The following is a 16712-nucleotide window of genomic DNA, read 5'->3' as shown; positions in this document are numbered from 1 at the left end:
GCGACCGATCGCCGCTCATGTTGCGGTGCAACATACACATTGGTCATACCTTTGTACAGGCGCCCTTTGTCGCGCCCCCCTCCGAAGCGGATATCCCCGCACCGGATATCCCCGCTGTGCATCGGGGCTTGAGCGGGCGGGCGCGATGCTCCACCCTGTTGACCCTCAACGGAAAAAACAGGGAGCGGGAGCCATGAAGGTCGGGATCGTCGGGGCCGGCGCGGTGGGCGCCACGGCGGGATTCGCCATGGTGATGAGCGGTGCGGCCAGCGAGGTCGTGCTGGTCGACATGAACGAGAAATTGGCTGCGGCCCAGGCGCAGGACATCGCCCACGCCGTGCCCTTCGCCCGCGCCGCCCAGGTGCGCCACGGCGGCTATGCGGCGCTGGCCGGGGCCGGCGTGGTGGTGCTGGCCGCGGGCGTGGCGCAGCGGCCCGGCGAGACGCGCCTGCAGCTGCTGGAGCGCAACGCGGCGGTCTTCGGCGCCATCATTCCGGCCGTCCTGGCGGCGGCGCCCGACGCCATCCTGCTGGTGGCGACCAACCCGCTGGACGTGATGACGCAGATCGCCACCCGCATCTCCGGCCTGCCGCCGTCGCGGGTGATCGGCTCCGGCACGATTCTCGACACCGCGCGGTTCCGCGCGCTGCTGGCCGACCGGCTGGGGGTGACGCCGAAGTCGGTGCACGCCCATGTGGTGGGCGAGCATGGCGATTCGGAAGTCCTGCTGTGGTCCGGCGCCACCGTGGCCTGCCTGCCGGTGGACCGCGGCGCCGAGCGGCTGAAGCGTCCCCTGACCGCGGAGGACCGCGCCGCCATCGACGAGGGCGTGCGCCGCGCCGCCTATCACATCATCGACGGCAAGGGCCACACGGCCTTCGGCATCGCCGGCGGCCTGTCGCGCATCGTGGCGGCCATCGCCGGGGACGAGCGGGCGGTGCTGACCTGCTCCATCCTCAACGACGAGGTGCTGGGGGTGCCGGACGTGGCGCTGTCCCTGCCGCGGGTGATCGGGGCGGGCGGCGTCCTGGAGACGGTGATGCCCGACCTGTCGGAGGAGGAGGCGGCGGCGCTGAAGCGCAGCGCGGAAATCCTGAAGGAGGCGGTGACCTCGGTGGAGAAGTCGCTGCCGTGATGGCGTGAGGGACGCCGCCGCGCCGGGCCCCAACCCGGCCTCCGCCACTGCGCGGGGGAGGGGCTTTTCCAAATTCCCTCCTCCGCGAAGGGAGGAAGGGTCAGGGAGGGGCCCGGTTCGTAAGGCTTTCTTTCATCCGAAGCGTGGTTGGGTGTCGTCCTCGGATGCCTTTGGAGTGAACCGGTCAATGCTGCGGGTTTTGGCTGTGCTTTTGGTGGTTCTTCATGCGAATGGAGCGTCCGCTGGTGATGACGCTCCCAACAGAGAGGCGTATCTGGGGCATATACTTTGTGCGCGAACGGTAATGGTATCTTTCGATACGTTTCTCGGTGCCTGCCAGATGGATGAGGAAAAAGACGTTCAGGAAAATATAAGGCGCAACATCGATACTTTTGATAATTTCATAGAAAATATTTTTGAAATTGAAAAGGATAAAATAATTCCACGGAAAGAAGATTTGACTGATGAACTTTTCAGGATAAAAAATTTTCTGGGGAATGATCATTTTTATAGTATGTGCAGACAGAGATGGAACAAAATCAAAGAGGATGGCCTTATGACAAAAATAATCAATGAAATAACAGAAAAAGACTTGCAAGAAATGTCCAGGATTGCTTCTTCGGCTTGTTTTTAGCTAACACGGACATTTTTTTCAAAACTCATACAAGAATCAGCAAGCAGAAATCCGTGTAAATTCTGTTGACTGCAAAAGCCCCCGAGCCCCGGTCCGCGTTGCAGGACCGGCCCCGCGCTGCGGAGCCGGCCCTTGCAACCCGTCCAGTCGAGAGGCGCGTCAGACCACCGGGCCGAGCTGGCCCTTGGTGGCGGCGGCGGCGCGCTCCATGCCTTCCTGGATCTTCTTGGCGGCTTCCTGCTCGTCGCCCCAGCGCAGGATCTTCACCCACTTGTTCTTTTCCAGATCCTTGTAGTGCTGGAAGAAGTGGGCGATCTGCTCGGTGGTGATCTCCGGCAGGTCCTTGTAGGACTTCACGTTGCTGTAGAACGGGTGCAGCTTGTCGACCGGAACGGCCAGCAGCTTCTCGTCCTCGCCGCCCTCGTCCTCCATGAACAGCACGCCGATCGGGCGCGAGCGCAGCACGGCGCCCGGGATGACCGAATGGCGGCCGACCACGCAGACGTCCACCGGGTCGCCGTCACCCGACAGGGTGTGCGGGATGAAGCCGTAGTTGCAGGGGTAGTACATGGCGGTGTGCAGGAAGCGGTCGACGAACATCGCGCCCGACTCCTTGTCGATCTCGTACTTCACCGGCTCGCCGCGCAACGGGATCTCGATGACCACGTTCACGTCCCACGGGGCGTTCTTGCCGACCGGAACCTTGCTGAGATCCATGGAAAACCATCCTTCGACTGCAAAAGCGGGTTGCGCTTGGTTGTGGACGCGGGCCAAAGCTCCCGGCGCCGCGCGCGCGGAGTTTAGGCAGATGCGGGCATAAGTCAAAGCCACTTGCGCAGGTGCGGCAAAGGGACGAGCCTTCGCCATGCCCTGCATCCTCTTTGCGCTGCTCTGTCTCGCCTTTTTTCCCCTTGCGGCGCGGGCCGACCCCCCCGCGAAGGCTGTCCACGCCATCGCCATGCATGGCGACCCCGCCTATCCGCCGGATTTCGCGCATTTCGCCTACGTCGACCCCGACGCGCCGAAGGGCGGCACGCTGCGCCAGGCGGTGACCGGCGGCTTCGACACGCTGAACCCCCATGTGGTCAAGGGCGTGCCCGCCCTGGGGCTTGGTTTCGTCTTCGAAACGATGCTGGCCCGCTCGTGGGACGAGCCCTTCTCGCTCTACGGCCTGCTGGCCGAGAGCCTGGAGGTGCCGGAGGACCGGAGCACCGCCGTCTTCCACCTGAACCCCGCCGCGCGCTGGCACGACGGGACGCCGGTGACCGCCGCCGACGTGCTGTTCTCGCTGGAGGTCCAGCGCGCCCATGGCACGCCGAACCGCCGCCAGTTCTACGCCAAGGTGGCGAGCGCCGAGGCGCCGGACGAGCGCACCGTCCGCTTTGCCTTCGCCCCCGGCCCGGACGGGCGTTTCGACCGTGAGATGCCGCTGCTGATGGGGCTGATGCCGATCCACGCCAAGGCGTGGTGGGCGGGGCGGGATTTCGCCGCCACGACGCTCGACCCGCCGCTGGGCAGCGGCCCTTACCGGATCAAACAGGCGGAGGCCGGACGGCGCATCGTTTACGAGCGGGTGGCCGACCACTGGGGGCGGGACCTGCCGTCGCGGCGCGGGCTGTTCAACTTCGATGCGCTGGATTTCACCTATTACCGCGACGACTCGGTGGCGCTGGAGGCCTTCCTGGCCGGGCAGGGTGACGTGCGGCGCGAATCCGATCCCGCCAAATGGGCCACCGGCTACGACGGTCCGGCGCTCCGCGCGGGGCGGATCGTGCTGGAGGAATTGCCGCACCGCCGCCCAGAGTTCGCCCGCGGCCTGATCTTCAACACGCGGCGTCCCCCGTTCCAGGACATCCGGGTGCGGCGGGCGCTCGGCCTCGCCACTGATTTCGCCTGGATCGGCAAGACGCTGTTCCACGGCGCGCTGGTCCGCACGGCGAGCTATTACCCGAACTCCGAGCTGGCGGCGGAGGGGTTGCCGGGGCCGGAGGAATTGTCGGTGCTGGAGCCCTTCCGCGACCGCCTGCCGCCGGAGCTGTTCACCACGCCCTTCACCCTGCCGCGCACCGACGGCAGCGGCCCGGCGGGCGCGCGGGACAACCTGCGCGAGGCGCTGCGCCTGCTGGCCGAGGCCGGCTGGCGGGTGAGCGGTGGGCGGCTGATCGACGGGGCGGGGCGTCCCTTCGCCTTCGAAATCCTGCTGGGCAACCCGGCGGACGAGCGGGTGGCGCTGGAATACGCCCGCTCGCTGGAGCGGCTGGGGATCGCCGCCACAGTGCGCACGGTGGACAACGCGCAGTATCAGGCGCGGCTGGATCATTTCGATTTCGACATGACCCTGCGTTGGTGGGTTTCCAGCCTCTCGCCGGGCAACGAGCAGCTTTATTATTACGGGTCCGAGGCGGCGGACCAGCCGGGCAGCCGCAACTATCCCGGCATCCGCGACCCGGTGGTGGACGCCGTCGCCGCCTCCATCGCCGAGGCGCGGACGCGCGCCGATCTCGTGGCCCGCGTCCGCGCGCTCGACCGGGTGCTGCTGTGGAGCCATTACATGGTGCCGCTGTTCCACAGCCCGGCCGACCGCATGGCCCGCTGGTCGCGGTTGAAGCACCCGGAGGCGACGCCCCTCTACGGCCCGCTGGTCGAATCCTGGTGGATCGAGGAGGGCGGCTGAGCCTCCGCATGTCCACCATGATTCTGCCCGCCATGGACCCGGTAGGCGTGCAGGATCACATCGACCACGGCGTCCAGGTCGGTGAAGCGGTCGGTGTTGACGATCAGGTCGTACTGCAGCGGATCGCCGTTGGAGATCTTGAAGAACTCCTTGAAATACTTGGCGCGGGCGGCGTTGACCCGCTGCACCTCGTGCAGCGCGTCGGCGACCTTGGCGGGATCGCCGCCGGCCAGCCGTGCGGCGCAGACCTCGTCCGATCCGACGATGCGGACGCGGAAGCGCGGTGCCCCGCGCAGCAGCAGATGCGCCCCGCGCCCAACGATCACCCCGCCGCGGAAGGCGATGCCGTTGACCACGCGGGTCAGCAGCCGCTGGTACTCGGTCAGCGGGTCGTGCAGCCCCATCAGGCTGGCGTAGAGGAACATTCCCGCCCGCCCCGGCAGTTTCTCGTCGAGCTGGCGCATCAGCGCGGGGTCGGAGGTGGCCGTCGCCACCACGGCGTCGAGGATTTCCTTGTCGAAGCAGGGCACCCCCAGCGACTTGGCGAGCTTCGCCGCGATCGCCTCGCCGCCGGTCCCATGCTCGCGGGCGATGGTGACGACGGGGGGCGCGGACTCCAGCGGGCCGGAGCGGGGCCGGTGCGGCTGGAACTGGTCGGTTCGGATGTAGGTCAGAAGCGCCTGGAATTCGTCGCGGGCCATGGCTTCCCTCCGCGAACGGTTGCGACGACTCCAGTGTCCGGCCGGGCGGCGGCGGGGTCAACGACGCCCAAGGGGGAGAGGCACGTCGCCGCACCCCTTCCGCGCGCCGCCGAAAAGGACCCTACAGCACCCGGACCGCGATCACCGTCAGCAGGATGACGATGATCCACAGGGCGACGCGCTCGCTGATCCGGCGTTCCACCCAGCGGTCGAGCATGTGCTTGATCGAATGGGGGTGCAGGCGCAGGCCGCCGTCGGCCAACTCGGCGGCGGCGCGTTCGGCTTGGTTCACCAGACGGGGCAGGCGGCGCACCGTCGACACCACGGCCTCCAGATCGTCGAGGATCTGGGCTTCCGGCCCGCGGTTCTCGCGCATCCAGTCCTCGATCAGCGGGCGCGCCAGCTCCCACATGTTGATGTCGGGGTTCAGGAAACGGCCCACCCCCTCCGCCGTCAGCATGCTCTTCTGGAGCAGGAGGAGCTGCGGCTGGGTCTCCATCTCGAACTGCTCGGTCACCGCGAAGAGCTGGGCGAGCAGCCGGCCGACGGAAATCTCGCTCAGCGGCTTGTTCTGCAACGGCTCGCCGATGGCGCGGCAGGCCTGGGTGAAGACCTCGATCGACTGGTGGCGAGGGACGTAGCCCGCCTCGAAATGCACCACCGCGACGCGGCGGTAGTCGCCGGTCAGGAAGCCGATCAGCATGTCGGCGAGGTAGGTCCGCGTCGCCCGGTCCAGACGGCCCATGATGCCGAAATCAACGGCGGTGATGTTGCCGTCCTGGGTGACGAACAGGTTGCCGGGGTGCAGGTCGGCGTGGAAGAAGCCGTCGCGGAACACCTGGTTGAAGAAGCTGGCCGAGGCCTTGGCTAGGATCTCGTCGCGGTCGAAGCCGGCGGCGTCGAGCCTTTCCGACTCGTCCACCTTGAAGCCGCGGATGCGCTCCAGCGTCAGGACGCGGCGCGCCGTGCGGTCCCAGTCGATGGCCGGCACGTTGAAGGTGGGGTCGTCCTTGAAGTTGTCGCCCAGCTCCGACGCCGCCGCGGCTTCCATCCGCAGCTCCATCTCCAGGCGGGAGGTGCGGGCGAAGGTGTCCACCACCTCGCGCGGGCGCAGCCGCTTCAGCTTGGGCATGACCAGGACGGCCAGCTCGGCCAGCCAGTAGAACAGGTCGATGTCCCGCTCGAAGGCGTTCTCGATGCCCGGCCGCAGAACCTTCACCGCGACCTCCCGCCCCTCGGCGGTGACGGCGAAATGCACCTGCGCGATGGAGGCGGCGGCGACCGGCACCTCGTCGAAGCTGCGGAACAGCGTCCCGATGGGGGCGCCCAGCTCCTCCTCGACGATGGCGCGGGCCTGGGCGCCGGGGAAGGGCGGCAGCTTGTCCTGAAGCTCGGCCAGATCCAGCGCCATCCGCTCGCCGACGAGGTCGGAGCGGGTGGACAGAAGCTGCCCCAGCTTGATGTAGGTCGGCCCCAGATCGGCCAGCGCGCGGGCCAGCCGCTGGCCGACGCGGCCCGGCTCCTTGGCGTTGCCGACCCAGCGCCAGAACAGCGCGAAGCCGGGGGCGGTCTGCGGCAGCGTTTCCGGCAGCGCGTTGTAGCGCGCCAGCGTGCGGCCGATCACGAAGAGGCGGCCGATGTTTCGGGCGGTCCGGAACAGCATCCGGTCAGATCCGCCAGCCGGAATGGATGGCGGCGATGCCGCCCGTCAGGTTGCGCACGCGCACCGCGCCGAAGCCCGCGGCCTCGATGCGCTTGACCATGGCCTGCTGCTCGGGGAAGCGGCGGATGCTCTCCGCCAGATAGCGGTAGCTGTCCTCGTCCCCGGCCACCATGCGGCCGAGCCGCGGCAGGACCTGGAAGGAATAGACGTCGTAGATCTCGCGCAGGACCGGAAGGACCACGTGGCTGAACTCCAGGCAGAAGAACTTTCCGCCGGGCTTCAACACGCGGCGCGCCTCGGAAAGCGCGGCGTCGATGCGCGTGACGTTGCGCAGGCCGAACGCAATGGTGTAGGCGTCCACCGAACGGGAGGCGATGGGCAGCCTTTCGGCGTCGCCGACCGTCCAGTTCACGCCGGTCAGCAGGTTGCGGTCGTAGGAGCGGTCGCGCCCGACGCGGACCATCGACTCGGTGATGTCGCAGACCACGGCCCGCCCGCCGCCGCGCTCCAGGAAGCGGAAGGCGATGTCGCCGGTGCCGCCCGCCACGTCCAGCAGCGTCATGTCGGCGCGCGGCGCCACCATCTCCATCAGCGTGTCCTTCCACAGCCGGTGGATGCCGCCCGACATCAGGTCGTTCATCAGGTCGTAGCGCCCGGCCACGCTGTCGAAGACAGCGCGGACGAGGCCGGACTTGGCGTCGGGATCGACGGGACGGTAGCCGAACCAGTTCCCTTCGGCCCCGGCGGACACGCCGGTGGCCTGGGCCGGAGCTGCGGGCTGGGACGGGGCGGAGGGGGTGCGCGGATCGGTCATGGCGCGCAACATAGCGCGCGACCTGGGCTTGCGCCAGCCGGGGCGTTGCCGTGACGCACCCCCGGCGCGCGGTTTTTGCGGGCTTGACCCCGCGCCCCGCCTTCGCCACCGTGCCCCCCGGGCGGAACAGGGGGGACCATGGCCACGCTGCAGGAAGCCCTGCTGATCGCCTTCGACCTCCAGCGGGAGGGACGCTTCGCCGAGGCCGACTCGGTCTACGGGCAGATCCTCGACGCCGTTCCCGGCCACCCGCAGGCCCTGCATCTGCGCGGCCTTCTCCTCGCCCAATGCGGGCGCTTGGAGGAGGGCTGCGCGCTGGTCGGGCAGGCCATCGCCGGGGATGGAGGCCAGCCCGACCTGCACGCCAACCACGCCAACCTGCTGGAAGCGCTGGGCCGGTTCGGCGCGGCGGCGGAGGCGCTGGCCCGCGCCGCCGCCCTCGATCCGGAGCGGGTCGCGCTTCTCAACAATTTCGCGGTGCGGCGGCTGGCCGCCGCCGATCCGGCCCCGGCGGAGCAGGCCCTGCGCGCGGCGGTGGACCTTCGGCCGGGGCTGGCCGATCCGCGCGTCAACCGTGCCCAGGCGCTGGACGCGCTGGGCCGGACGGACGAGGCGCTGGCGCAGCGGCGGGTCGCCGCGCTGCTGGCGCCGGACGACGCCGCCCTGCTGGGGGCGCTGGCCCTGCGGCCCGATGCGGGCGAAGGGGATCTGCGCCGCGCCCTGCGGCTCGACCTGGAGCGGGCGGCGCTGTGGAACCGGTTGGGCGCGCGGCGGAAGGACCGCGGCGCGCTGTCCTCCGCCCGCAGCGCCTATGAGCGCGGTCTAGCGCTGGCCCCCGCCGACGCGGCGCTGTGGAACAACCGGGCCAACGTGCAGAAGGGGCAGGGCGATCCGGGCGGCGCGCGGGACGCTCTGCGGCGGGCGGCGGCGCTCCAGCCGGAGTCGGCGGCCATCCGCAACAATCTCGCCGACGCCCACGCGCTCTGCGGCGCCCCGGAGGCGGCGCTGGCCGAGGCGGAGGCGGCGCTCGCCCGCGACCCCGCCCTGGCCGACGCGCGGCTGGCGCGGGCCTCGGCGCTGCTGGCGCTCGGGCGCTTCGCGGAGGGCTGGGACGCCTGGGAGGACCGTTGGACCGCCGAACCCTGGTGCCGCACCGCCGGACGCTTCCCGCAGCCGCTGTGGACGGGCCAGCCGCTCCGCGACGGACGGCTGCTCGTCTGGGGGGAGCAGGGGATCGGCGACGAGCTGATGTTCGCCACGCTGCTCCCGTTGTTGACGCAATCGTCAATAGATAAGACGCAATCATCAACAGGCGCTTTGGCGAGCTGCCTGTTGGAATGCGACGCCCGGCTGGCGCCGCTGTTCGCCCGCGCTCTGCCGGGAGTGGAGGTGGTGCCGCGCGGCCCGCTGCCGGACCCGCGCCTGTCCGCCCCAGACATCGCCGCGCAGATCCCCTCGGGCAGCCTGCCGCGTCTGCTGCTGCGCGGCGAGCAGGATTTCCGCCGGCTGCGCCCGATCCTGTCCGCCGACCCGGCGCGGACACCGGCGGTTCGGCGGGGTGGTGGGCGGCCCCTGGTCGGCATCGCCTGGCACACCACCAACCCGAAATGGGGACGCCTGCGCAACGTGCCGCCGGCCGATCTGGTGCGCGCTCTGCACGCCGCGGGTGCCGACATGGTGGTGCTGCAGTACGGTGACTGCGCGGAGGAAGTGGCCGCGTTGGCGGCGGAGGGCATCGCCCTCACGCTGCCGCCCGGGCTGGACCGCAAGGACGACCTGGACGGGCTGGCCGCGCAGATCGCCGCCACCGACCTCGTCGTCACCATCGACAACGCCACCGCCCATCTGGCCGGCGCGCTGGGGCATCCGGTCTGGGTGCTGCTGTCCCATGCGCCGGACTGGCGCTGGCTGGTCGGCCGGGACGACTCGCCCTGGTACCCCTCGGCACGCCTGTTCCGGCAGGGGACGGCGGGGGACTGGCGGGGGCCGCTGGAGGCCGTGACCGACCGGCTGCGAGCGCTTTTCCGGTAGCTCTGCTACCCTTCGCGTCCTCCCACCCCTTCACTTCCTCCCACGGCCCGGCACGGAAACATGGCGACAATCGCGGAAGCCCTGGCCATCGCCTTCGACCACCACGAGTCCGGCCGTCTGGCCGAGGCCGAGATCCTCTATGGGCGCATCCTCGACGCCGATCCCCATCAGGCGACCGCTCTGCATCTGCTGGGCGTGCTCTACGGCCAGACGGACCGGCCGAAACTGGCCGCGGCGCTGTTCGTCGGGGCGATCGGGCTGGTTCCCGACAATCCGGGCCTGCGCTACGACCTTGCCCGCGTCCGGCTGATCCTGGAGGACGGGGAGGGGGCGGTAACCGCCCTGCGGCGGACGCTGGCGCTCCAGCCCGACCACGCGGCAGCGCTGTTCCAGCTCGCCCTGGCCTGCCGCGGCGTCGGGCGGCACGACGAGTCGCTGCTGGTGCTGGAACGGCTCCTGGCGCTCCAGCCCGACAGCCTGGAGGCTCGCTACCTCGCCGACCGGGCGGTGGAGCGGGAAGGGCGGGAGCTTCTTGATGGAGGGGAAGTCGGGCAGGCGGTGGCGCGGCTCACCCGCCCGGTGGCGGAGGCGGTGGGAGTGCCGCTCCTCTCCGCCCACGCCGCCGCGCTTTACCGCGATGGCCGGGTGGAGGAGGCCGCCCGGCTGTTCCGCGGGCTGCTGGCCGCTCGTCCGGCGGAGGCCCTGGCGCTGTGGAACCTGTCGCTGTGCCGGCTCGACGGGCTCGACGCGGCGGCGGCCGAGCGGCTGGCCCGCCGGGCGCGCGCCCTGGCCCCGCAGGAGGCGGAGGGCCACGCCAAGCTCGGGCTGGCGCTGGCCGCCCAGGGGCGGCGGGAGGAGGCGATGACCGCCGGGCGCGCGGCGCTGGTCTGCGATCCGGCGCACGCTCCGTCCCTGTCCAACCTCGGCGCGCTGACCATCCAGATCGGGGGGGATGCGCAGGCCCTGCGGCTGGCCGAGCGGGCGTTGCGGCTGGCCCCGGATCTGGGCGAGGCCCAGGTCGTCCGTGGCGATGCACTCGTCCATCTCGACCGCCCGCGGGACGCGGAGGAGGCCTTCCGCAGCGCCCTGCGGGTGGCGCCGCAACTGACCGTCGCCCACTGGAATCTGGCCCATCTGCTGCTGCGGCTGGGCGATTACGCCGCCGGCTGGGCGGAGTACGAGTGGCGCTGGAGGAGCGAGGCCCTGGCCGGGCAGCGCCGCCCCTTCCGTCAGCCGCTCTGGGACGGCACCGATCTGGCGGGGCGGACCATCCTGGTCCATGCGGAGCAAGGGCTGGGCGACACCATCCAGTTCATCCGCTTCCTGGATCATGTGCTGCAGGCCGCCCCGGCGCATGTCCATCTGGAGGCGCACGGCCCTCTCCTGCCGCTGCTGGAGCGCAACACCGATCCGGCGCGGGTGACGGTGATCCCGCGGGCTCCCGACTTTCCGGGCGTAAGCGGCTTGCCCGACACCGACGTCCAGATTCCGCTGATGAGCCTCGCCGGCCTGTTCTGCCCGAGCCTGGAGGCGATCCCCGCCCGCGTGCCCTATCTGCGTCCCGATCCGCGGCGCGTCGCCGCCTGGAGCGAGCGGCTGGTGGAGGGGCCGGGGCCGCGGGTCGGGCTGGTCTGGGCGGGCAACCCGTCCTTTCACGGCGACGCCCAGCGCTCGCCCCGGCTGGCCGGGCTGCGGCCGGTGCTGGACGTGCCGGGCGTGCGCTTCTTCGGGCTTCAGAAAGGGCCGGGGCGGGAGGATCTGGAAGGGGTGGCGATGCCGCCTTCCTTCACCGATCTGGGGCCGGACATCGCCGATTTCGCCGACACCGCGGCGATCATGAGCAACCTCGACCTCGTGATCTCCTCCTGCACCGGCCCGGCTCATCTGGCCGGGGCGCTGGGGGTGCCGGTGTGGATCGTGCTTCCGCACGCGCCGGATTGGCGTTGGTTGATGGGGAGGGAGGACAGCCCCTGGTATCCCACTGCCCGCCTGTTCCGCCAGACGCGCGTCGGCGACTGGTCCGGCCCGGCGGCGGCGATGGCGCGCGCCCTGCGGGGGCTGGTGGACGGCTCGGAGGGCTGAGGGCGCCATCCATTCGCCGCCACGGGTGCCCGCTCCCCGACGAGCGTCAATCGGTGCCCCTTGCGTCAACCGGCGCTTCCCACCATCCTCCTTGCCATCATGCCCGAACTTCCCGAAGTCGAAACCGTCTGCCGTGGCCTCGCCCCACATCTGGAGGGGCGGACTCTCGTCCAGGTGCTCCAGCGCCGCGCCAACCTGCGCGTTCCCTTTCCAGACGGCTTCTGCGAGCGGCTGACCGGGCGCCGCGTCGAGTCGGTGCGCCGCCGTGCCAAGTACATCCTGGTCCATCTCGACGACGGGACGGTGCTGATCGCCCATCTCGGCATGTCGGGCCGCATGATCATCGCGCCGGAGCGGCCCGCCGCCTGGGGCGTCCACGACCATGTCGTGCTGGAGACCGACGCCGGGACGGTGGTGACCTTCAACGACGCCCGCCGCTTCGGCCTGATGGACCTCGCCACGGCGGAGACGCTCGCCGAGCATCCGCTGCTGCGCGCGTTGGGGCCGGAGCCGCTGGGCAACGCCTTCTCCGGGCCGGTGCTGGCCGCGCGGCTGGCCGGACGGATGACCAGCATCAAGGCCGCCCTGCTGGACCAGAGCGTGGTCGCCGGGCTCGGCAACATCTACGTGTCGGAGGCGCTGTTCCTCGCCCGCCTCAGCCCCACGCGCATCGCCGCCACGGTGACCGGCGCCAAGGCGGAGCGGCTGGCCACGGCGATCCGCGCGGTGCTGGAGCGGGCCATCGCCGCGGGAGGGTCGTCCTTGCGCGACTACCGGCAGGCGTCGGGGGAACTCGGCTATTTCCAGCACCAGTTCTCGGTCTACGACCGCGAGGGCGCGCCCTGTCCGGGCTGCAGCTGCGACGTGGCGAAGACGGGGGGCATCCGCCGGATCGTCCAGGCGGGCCGTTCGACTTTCTATTGTCCGCAACGCCAGCGTTGATATAGGTGGAAGGTATGACGGCTCCATCGGCCACCGCGAGGGCGACGCTCGCCGCCCTCCTCCTCCTCGCCGGCCCCGCCCTTGCGGGTCTGGCCGGGGTTCCATTGCCCGCAACCTCGTCCGCCTGGGCCGCCGACTCTGCCCGCGCCGACTCTGCCCGCTACGTCGAAGGCATGGGGGACGTGCCGGTCATGCCAGGCCTCACCCCCGCCGAGGAGGCGCCGCTGGTCTTCGACAAGCCCGCCGGACGCATCGCGCAGTCCGTCATGGCGGGCGCCATGGACCGGAACGCGGTCCTGTCCTTCTACAACCAGACCATGCCGCAGCTCGGCTGGAGCCGCGCCCCGCAACGGGCGGGCGGAAGCGCCAGTTTCCTGCGGGAGGGCGAGGAGCTGCGCCTGGAATTCGTCGAGCCGGCCCCCACCACCGACGTGAGGGCCACCGCCGCGAGGGCCACCGTCCGGAAGGCGGCGGCCACGGTGGTCCGCTTCTCGCTGATACCGCGCTGATCCTCCAAACGAGACCAAGAGCAAACCAGAAGCACCCCCGCCCGGAGCGAGGGGGCAAACCACGGGAGCCTGCTGCATCATGCCGTACGAAACCATTCTCGTCGAAACCCGCGGACCGGTCGGGCTCGTCACGCTGAACCGGCCCAAGGCGCTGAACGCGCTGTCCGACCTGCTGGTGACCGAGCTGGGCCAGGCGCTGGACGCGCTGGAGGCCGACGACTCCGTCGGCGCCATCGTGGTCACGGGTTCGGAGAAGGCCTTCGCCGCCGGCGCCGACATCAAGGAGATGCAGAACTTCTCCTACATGGACGTCTACAAGGCCAACTTCATCACCGCCAAGTGGGAGCGGCTGGCCAAGTGCCGCAAGCCGACCATCGCCGCGGTCGCCGGCTACGCGCTGGGCGGCGGCTGCGAGCTGGCGATGATGGCCGACTTCATCCTGGCCGCCGACACCGCCAAGTTCGGCCAGCCGGAGATCACCATCGGCACCATCCCCGGCGCCGGCGGCACGCAGCGCCTGACCCGCTTCGTCGGCAAGTCCAAGGCCATGGAGATGTGCCTGACCGGCCGCCTGATGGACGCCGCCGAGGCCGAGCGCGCCGGCCTCGTCAGCCGCATCGTGCCGGCGGTGGATCTGGTGGACGAGGCGGTGCGGGTTGCCGAGAAGATCGCCAAGCTCTCGCGCCCGGTCGTCATGATGGCCAAGGACGCCGTCAACGCCGCCTATGAGACCACCATGTCGGAAGGCATCCGGGTCGAGCGCCGAATCTTCCACGCCACCTTCGCCGTCGAAGACCAGAAGGAAGGCATGGCCGCCTTTGCCGAGAAGCGTCAGCCGGATTGGAAGCATCGCTGACATCCCCCGACTCCTCCCCCGTATCTAGCGGGGGAGGACCAGAAATCCGTCAAGATCTCGTAATCTTTCCTTTGCCGAAAAACAGTGTTGGACGGTGCCTTGACTCTCATTCGGCTGGAGCGTATAAGGCCCCCTCGCACTGGGACAGGCGTGTCGTCCGGAGTAGGGTTTTCATGGCCAATCATAAGTCTGCTGAAAAGCGCATTCGTCAAACCGCGCGTCGTACGGAGATCAACCGTAACCGCGTCAGCCGTATCCGCACCTTCGTGAAGAAGGTCGAGACGGCGATCTCGTCCGGCAACAAGGCTGAAGCCGCTGAGGCTTTCAAGGCCGCGCAGCCGGAAATGATGCGTGGAGCCTCCAAGGGCGTTCTGCACAAGAACACCGTGTCGCGCAAGCTGTCGCGCCTGTCGGCCCGCATCAAGGCTCTCTGAGTTTACTCGGCGTTATAAAGCCGCGCACCAGGTCTGGGCGCGGCTTTTTGCGTTTTTGATAAGTACAGTCTCCGTTCTTTCCGAGTCCTCCGGCAGAACTCCGGTGGGGTAGGGGATCGCGGCTGTTGGATGGCGAGTCGCCTCCGGCGGTCCTGGTCTTTGGCAAAGGCAGGGGCGGGTTTCGGAAACGCTGCGTGATTTTTGCCGCAGTCCGGACCGTTCGCTTTCTGTCCTATTGCCACGGCGAGGGCGGCTGATTAGACTTTCCTTCCGTTGGGAATGACGCACCGATGTCGTCTTTGACGTCACGCGCCGTTCGCTGAGGGACGGAGACGTTCAAAGCCGCGGGCAAGGTTGCGGGACGCTCAAGAAGCTCGACTCGACCCGTTGCTCCTGGAGCGATGCTTTTCTTAAAACTCGACGTGGCAAAGGCGGAGTCCAACTTCGCCAAAGGGATAGTATTGCCGTCCAGTTGGGAGGCATCCACCGTTGGAGTCTTCAGGAGAGGAACGTTTTGAAGGCGCGGGACCTAAGTTAAGGGGCCTAGGTTAAGAGGTCTGGGTTCAGTCGGGCGGGATGGTGCCCCCTGCGGCGCGGGGCCGTCCGGGGGGAAAGGAGCGGGGTAGGGGAAGCATGTCGGTCGGCGCGTCGTTGGATCAGCAGTGGGCCCGCATCCGGGGCCGCCTCAAGGACGAGGTGGGCGAGATCGCCTACCGCAGCTGGCTGCAGCCGCTTTCCTTCGCCGGAATCCGCGGCGGGGAGGTGCGCATCGTCGTGCCCACCCGCTTCATGCGCGACTGGGTGCTGACCCACTACGCCGACCGCATCCGCAACCTGTGGGCCGGCGAGAATCCGGACGTCCTGTCCATCGACGTCGTGGTCGCCTCGGCCAACGCCCCGTCCATGCTGATGCCGGAATTGACGTCGGATGGGGACGCGGGCGAGCCGTCGCGCGACTCCGCTCCGGCGGACGGCGCCGGCGGCGGCCCGCTTCCCCCGGCGCCCGCCCCGCGGGCCGCGGCGCTCGGCCAATCCGCTTCCTATGGGGCCGCTTCCTACGGTGCCAATTCCTACATCGGCTCGTCCTATTCGGCGGGGCCGCCCTCCTTCGCGTCGGACGAGTCGCCCACGGCGGTCGCCTCGGTGCTGGAGGACCGTACCGACATCTCCGCGCCGCTGGACCCCCGCTTCACCTTCGAGAATTTCGTGGTGGGCAAGCCGAACGAGCTGGCCCACGCCGCCGCCCGGCGCGTCGCCGACGCCACCTCGGTCACCTTCAACCCGCTGTTCCTCTACGGCGGGGTCGGGCTCGGCAAGACGCACCTGATGCACGCCATCGCTTGGCAGATCCGGCGGAACGATCCGAACCGCAAGGTGATCTACCTGTCGGCGGAAAAGTTCATGTACCAGTTCATCCGGGCGTTGCGCTTCAAGGACACCATGGCCTTCAAGCAGCAGTTCCGCTCGGTGGACGTGCTGATGATCGACGACGTGCAGTTCATCAGCGGCAAGGACAGCACCCAGGAAGAGTTCTTCCACACCTTCAACGCGCTGGTGGACCAGAACCGTCAGGTCATCATCTCCGCCGACAAGAGCCCTTCCGACCTGGAAGGTATGGAAGAGCGGCTGCGCTCCCGCCTCGGCTGGGGCCTCGTCGCGGACATCCACCCGACCACCTACGAGCTGCGGCTGGGCATCCTGCAAGCAAAGGCGGATGCGCTGAACGCGGCCATCCCGCTGAAGGTGCTGGAGTTCCTCGCCCATAAGATCACGTCCAACGTGCGCGAGCTGGAAGGGGCGTTGAACCGCATCGTCGCGCACGCCGAGCTGGTCGGCCGGGCCATCTCGCTGGAATCGACGCAGGAGGTGCTGCACGACCTGCTGCGCGCCAACGACCGCCGCGTCACCATCGACGAGATCCAGAAGCGGGTGGCGGAGCATTTCAACATCCGCGTCGCCGACATGCATTCGGCCCGCCGCGCCCGCGCCGTGGCCCGCCCGCGGCAGGTCGCTATGTACCTCGCCAAGCAGCTCACCGCCCGCTCCCTGCCGGAGATCGGGCGCAAGTTCGGCGGGCGCGACCACACCACCGTGATGCACGCGGTGAAGAAGGTGGAGGAACTGCGCACCACCGACCCTGCCTTTGCCGAGGACGTCGAGCTTCTCCGCCGCATGCTGGAGAGCTGAGCGGGCGGTTACAGGTCGATGAAGTTTGCGCCCACTCCCGCTTGAGCCAT

At 69.3% G+C, this 16712-nt stretch carries 14 protein-coding genes; 10 read left to right on the top strand and 4 right to left on the bottom strand.

The features are described 5' to 3' along the window. Nucleotides 1-193 precede the first annotated feature (193 nt). Together ACWPXE_RS26380 and ACWPXE_RS26375 are read left to right on the top strand one after the other, a co-directional pair. A complete protein-coding gene (locus ACWPXE_RS26380) occupies nt 194-1135 on the top strand; it encodes an L-lactate dehydrogenase (protein ID WP_200776617.1) in 942 nt (313 codons plus the stop codon). 187 nt (nt 1136-1322) lie between these two features. Further along, complete coding sequence (locus ACWPXE_RS26375) at nt 1323-1769, top strand: hypothetical protein (protein WP_454020212.1); 447 nt, start codon at nt 1323-1325, stop codon at nt 1767-1769. 159 nt (nt 1770-1928) lie between these two features. Here the strand turns inward: ACWPXE_RS26375 and ppa are convergent, their stop codons facing one another. Then, the gene (gene ppa / locus ACWPXE_RS26370) at nt 1929-2486 is read right to left on the bottom strand and encodes an inorganic diphosphatase (RefSeq protein WP_149164613.1); all 558 of its coding nucleotides are present in this window, start codon (nt 2484-2486) and stop codon (nt 1929-1931) included. Between the two features lie 148 nt (nt 2487-2634). Here ppa and ACWPXE_RS26365 point away from each other — a divergent pair, with 148 nt between their 5' ends. Continuing rightward, nucleotides 2635-4443 (top strand): extracellular solute-binding protein, encoded by a 1809-nt coding sequence (locus ACWPXE_RS26365; RefSeq protein ID WP_454020211.1) that lies wholly within the window; start codon nt 2635-2637, stop codon nt 4441-4443. Here ACWPXE_RS26365 and ACWPXE_RS26360 read toward each other — a convergent pair. The 3 genes from ACWPXE_RS26360 to ACWPXE_RS26350 all read right to left on the bottom strand — a co-directional run bounded on the left by ACWPXE_RS26360 (nt 4398) and on the right by ACWPXE_RS26350 (nt 7621). Next, complete coding sequence (locus tag ACWPXE_RS26360; RefSeq protein ID WP_454020210.1) at nt 4398-5144, bottom strand: cytidylate kinase-like family protein; 747 nt, start codon at nt 5142-5144, stop codon at nt 4398-4400. The genes ACWPXE_RS26365 and ACWPXE_RS26360 overlap by 46 nt on opposite strands. 121 nt (nt 5145-5265) lie before the next feature. Then, nucleotides 5266-6807 (bottom strand): 2-polyprenylphenol 6-hydroxylase, encoded by a 1542-nt coding sequence (gene ubiB / locus ACWPXE_RS26355; protein WP_454020209.1) that lies wholly within the window; start codon nt 6805-6807, stop codon nt 5266-5268. Between the two features lie 4 nt (nt 6808-6811). After that, nucleotides 6812-7621, bottom strand: coding sequence for a class I SAM-dependent methyltransferase (locus ACWPXE_RS26350; RefSeq protein ID WP_079285102.1), 810 nt, complete (start codon nt 7619-7621; stop codon nt 6812-6814). 138 nt (nt 7622-7759) lie between these two features. Here ACWPXE_RS26350 and ACWPXE_RS26345 point away from each other — a divergent pair, with 138 nt between their 5' ends. From ACWPXE_RS26345 to dnaA, 7 genes are all read left to right on the top strand, one after another. Then, a complete protein-coding gene (locus ACWPXE_RS26345; protein WP_454020208.1) occupies nt 7760-9652 on the top strand; it encodes a tetratricopeptide repeat protein in 1893 nt (630 codons plus the stop codon). A 60-nt stretch (nt 9653-9712) separates the two neighbouring features. Continuing rightward, nucleotides 9713-11734: a tetratricopeptide repeat protein gene (locus tag ACWPXE_RS26340; RefSeq protein WP_454020207.1), complete on the top strand. Its 2022-nt coding sequence runs from the start codon at nt 9713-9715 to the stop codon at nt 11732-11734. 99 nt (nt 11735-11833) lie between these two features. Next, nucleotides 11834-12676, top strand: coding sequence for a bifunctional DNA-formamidopyrimidine glycosylase/DNA-(apurinic or apyrimidinic site) lyase (gene mutM, locus ACWPXE_RS26335; RefSeq protein ID WP_454020206.1), 843 nt, complete (start codon nt 11834-11836; stop codon nt 12674-12676). A 14-nt stretch (nt 12677-12690) separates the two neighbouring features. Further along, on the top strand, nt 12691-13185 hold the full coding sequence (locus ACWPXE_RS26330) for a hypothetical protein (RefSeq protein ID WP_454020205.1): 495 nt from the start codon (nt 12691-12693) through the stop codon (nt 13183-13185). 79 nt (nt 13186-13264) lie between these two features. Continuing rightward, nucleotides 13265-14041 carry an enoyl-CoA hydratase gene (locus ACWPXE_RS26325; RefSeq protein ID WP_237904642.1) on the top strand — a complete coding sequence of 259 codons (777 nt, stop codon included), beginning with the start codon at nt 13265-13267 and terminating at the stop codon, nt 14039-14041. A 173-nt stretch (nt 14042-14214) separates the two neighbouring features. Then, nucleotides 14215-14475 carry a 30S ribosomal protein S20 gene (gene rpsT, locus ACWPXE_RS26320; protein WP_014238814.1) on the top strand — a complete coding sequence of 87 codons (261 nt, stop codon included), beginning with the start codon at nt 14215-14217 and terminating at the stop codon, nt 14473-14475. A gap of 633 nt (nt 14476-15108) precedes the next feature. After that, nucleotides 15109-16662 carry a chromosomal replication initiator protein DnaA gene (gene dnaA, locus ACWPXE_RS26315; protein WP_454020204.1) on the top strand — a complete coding sequence of 518 codons (1554 nt, stop codon included), beginning with the start codon at nt 15109-15111 and terminating at the stop codon, nt 16660-16662. The last annotated feature ends 50 nt before the right edge of the window (nt 16663-16712 follow it).

It is taken from the genome of Azospirillum sp. Marseille-Q6669, from assembly GCF_965111635.1.
This window is presented reverse-complemented; position numbering and strand designations above follow the sequence as displayed.

Excerpts from the sequence above, each read along its gene's own strand:
- ACWPXE_RS26380 (WP_200776617.1), top strand. The coding sequence starts at position 194 with ATGAAGGTCGGGATCGTCGGGGCCGGCGCGGTGGGCGCCACGGCGGGA.
- ACWPXE_RS26375 (WP_454020212.1), top strand. The coding sequence starts at position 1,323 with ATGCTGCGGGTTTTGGCTGTGCTTTTGGTGGTTCTTCATGCGAATGGA.
- ppa (WP_149164613.1), bottom strand. The coding sequence starts at position 2,486 with ATGGATCTCAGCAAGGTTCCGGTCGGCAAGAACGCCCCGTGGGACGTG.
- ACWPXE_RS26365 (WP_454020211.1), top strand. The coding sequence starts at position 2,635 with ATGCCCTGCATCCTCTTTGCGCTGCTCTGTCTCGCCTTTTTTCCCCTT.
- ACWPXE_RS26360 (WP_454020210.1), bottom strand. The coding sequence starts at position 5,144 with ATGGCCCGCGACGAATTCCAGGCGCTTCTGACCTACATCCGAACCGAC.
- ubiB (WP_454020209.1), bottom strand. The coding sequence starts at position 6,807 with ATGCTGTTCCGGACCGCCCGAAACATCGGCCGCCTCTTCGTGATCGGC.
- ACWPXE_RS26350 (WP_079285102.1), bottom strand. The coding sequence starts at position 7,621 with ATGACCGATCCGCGCACCCCCTCCGCCCCGTCCCAGCCCGCAGCTCCG.
- ACWPXE_RS26345 (WP_454020208.1), top strand. The coding sequence starts at position 7,760 with ATGGCCACGCTGCAGGAAGCCCTGCTGATCGCCTTCGACCTCCAGCGG.
- ACWPXE_RS26340 (WP_454020207.1), top strand. The coding sequence starts at position 9,713 with ATGGCGACAATCGCGGAAGCCCTGGCCATCGCCTTCGACCACCACGAG.
- mutM (WP_454020206.1), top strand. The coding sequence starts at position 11,834 with ATGCCCGAACTTCCCGAAGTCGAAACCGTCTGCCGTGGCCTCGCCCCA.
- ACWPXE_RS26330 (WP_454020205.1), top strand. The coding sequence starts at position 12,691 with ATGACGGCTCCATCGGCCACCGCGAGGGCGACGCTCGCCGCCCTCCTC.
- ACWPXE_RS26325 (WP_237904642.1), top strand. The coding sequence starts at position 13,265 with ATGCCGTACGAAACCATTCTCGTCGAAACCCGCGGACCGGTCGGGCTC.
- rpsT (WP_014238814.1), top strand. The coding sequence starts at position 14,215 with ATGGCCAATCATAAGTCTGCTGAAAAGCGCATTCGTCAAACCGCGCGT.
- dnaA (WP_454020204.1), top strand. The coding sequence starts at position 15,109 with ATGTCGGTCGGCGCGTCGTTGGATCAGCAGTGGGCCCGCATCCGGGGC.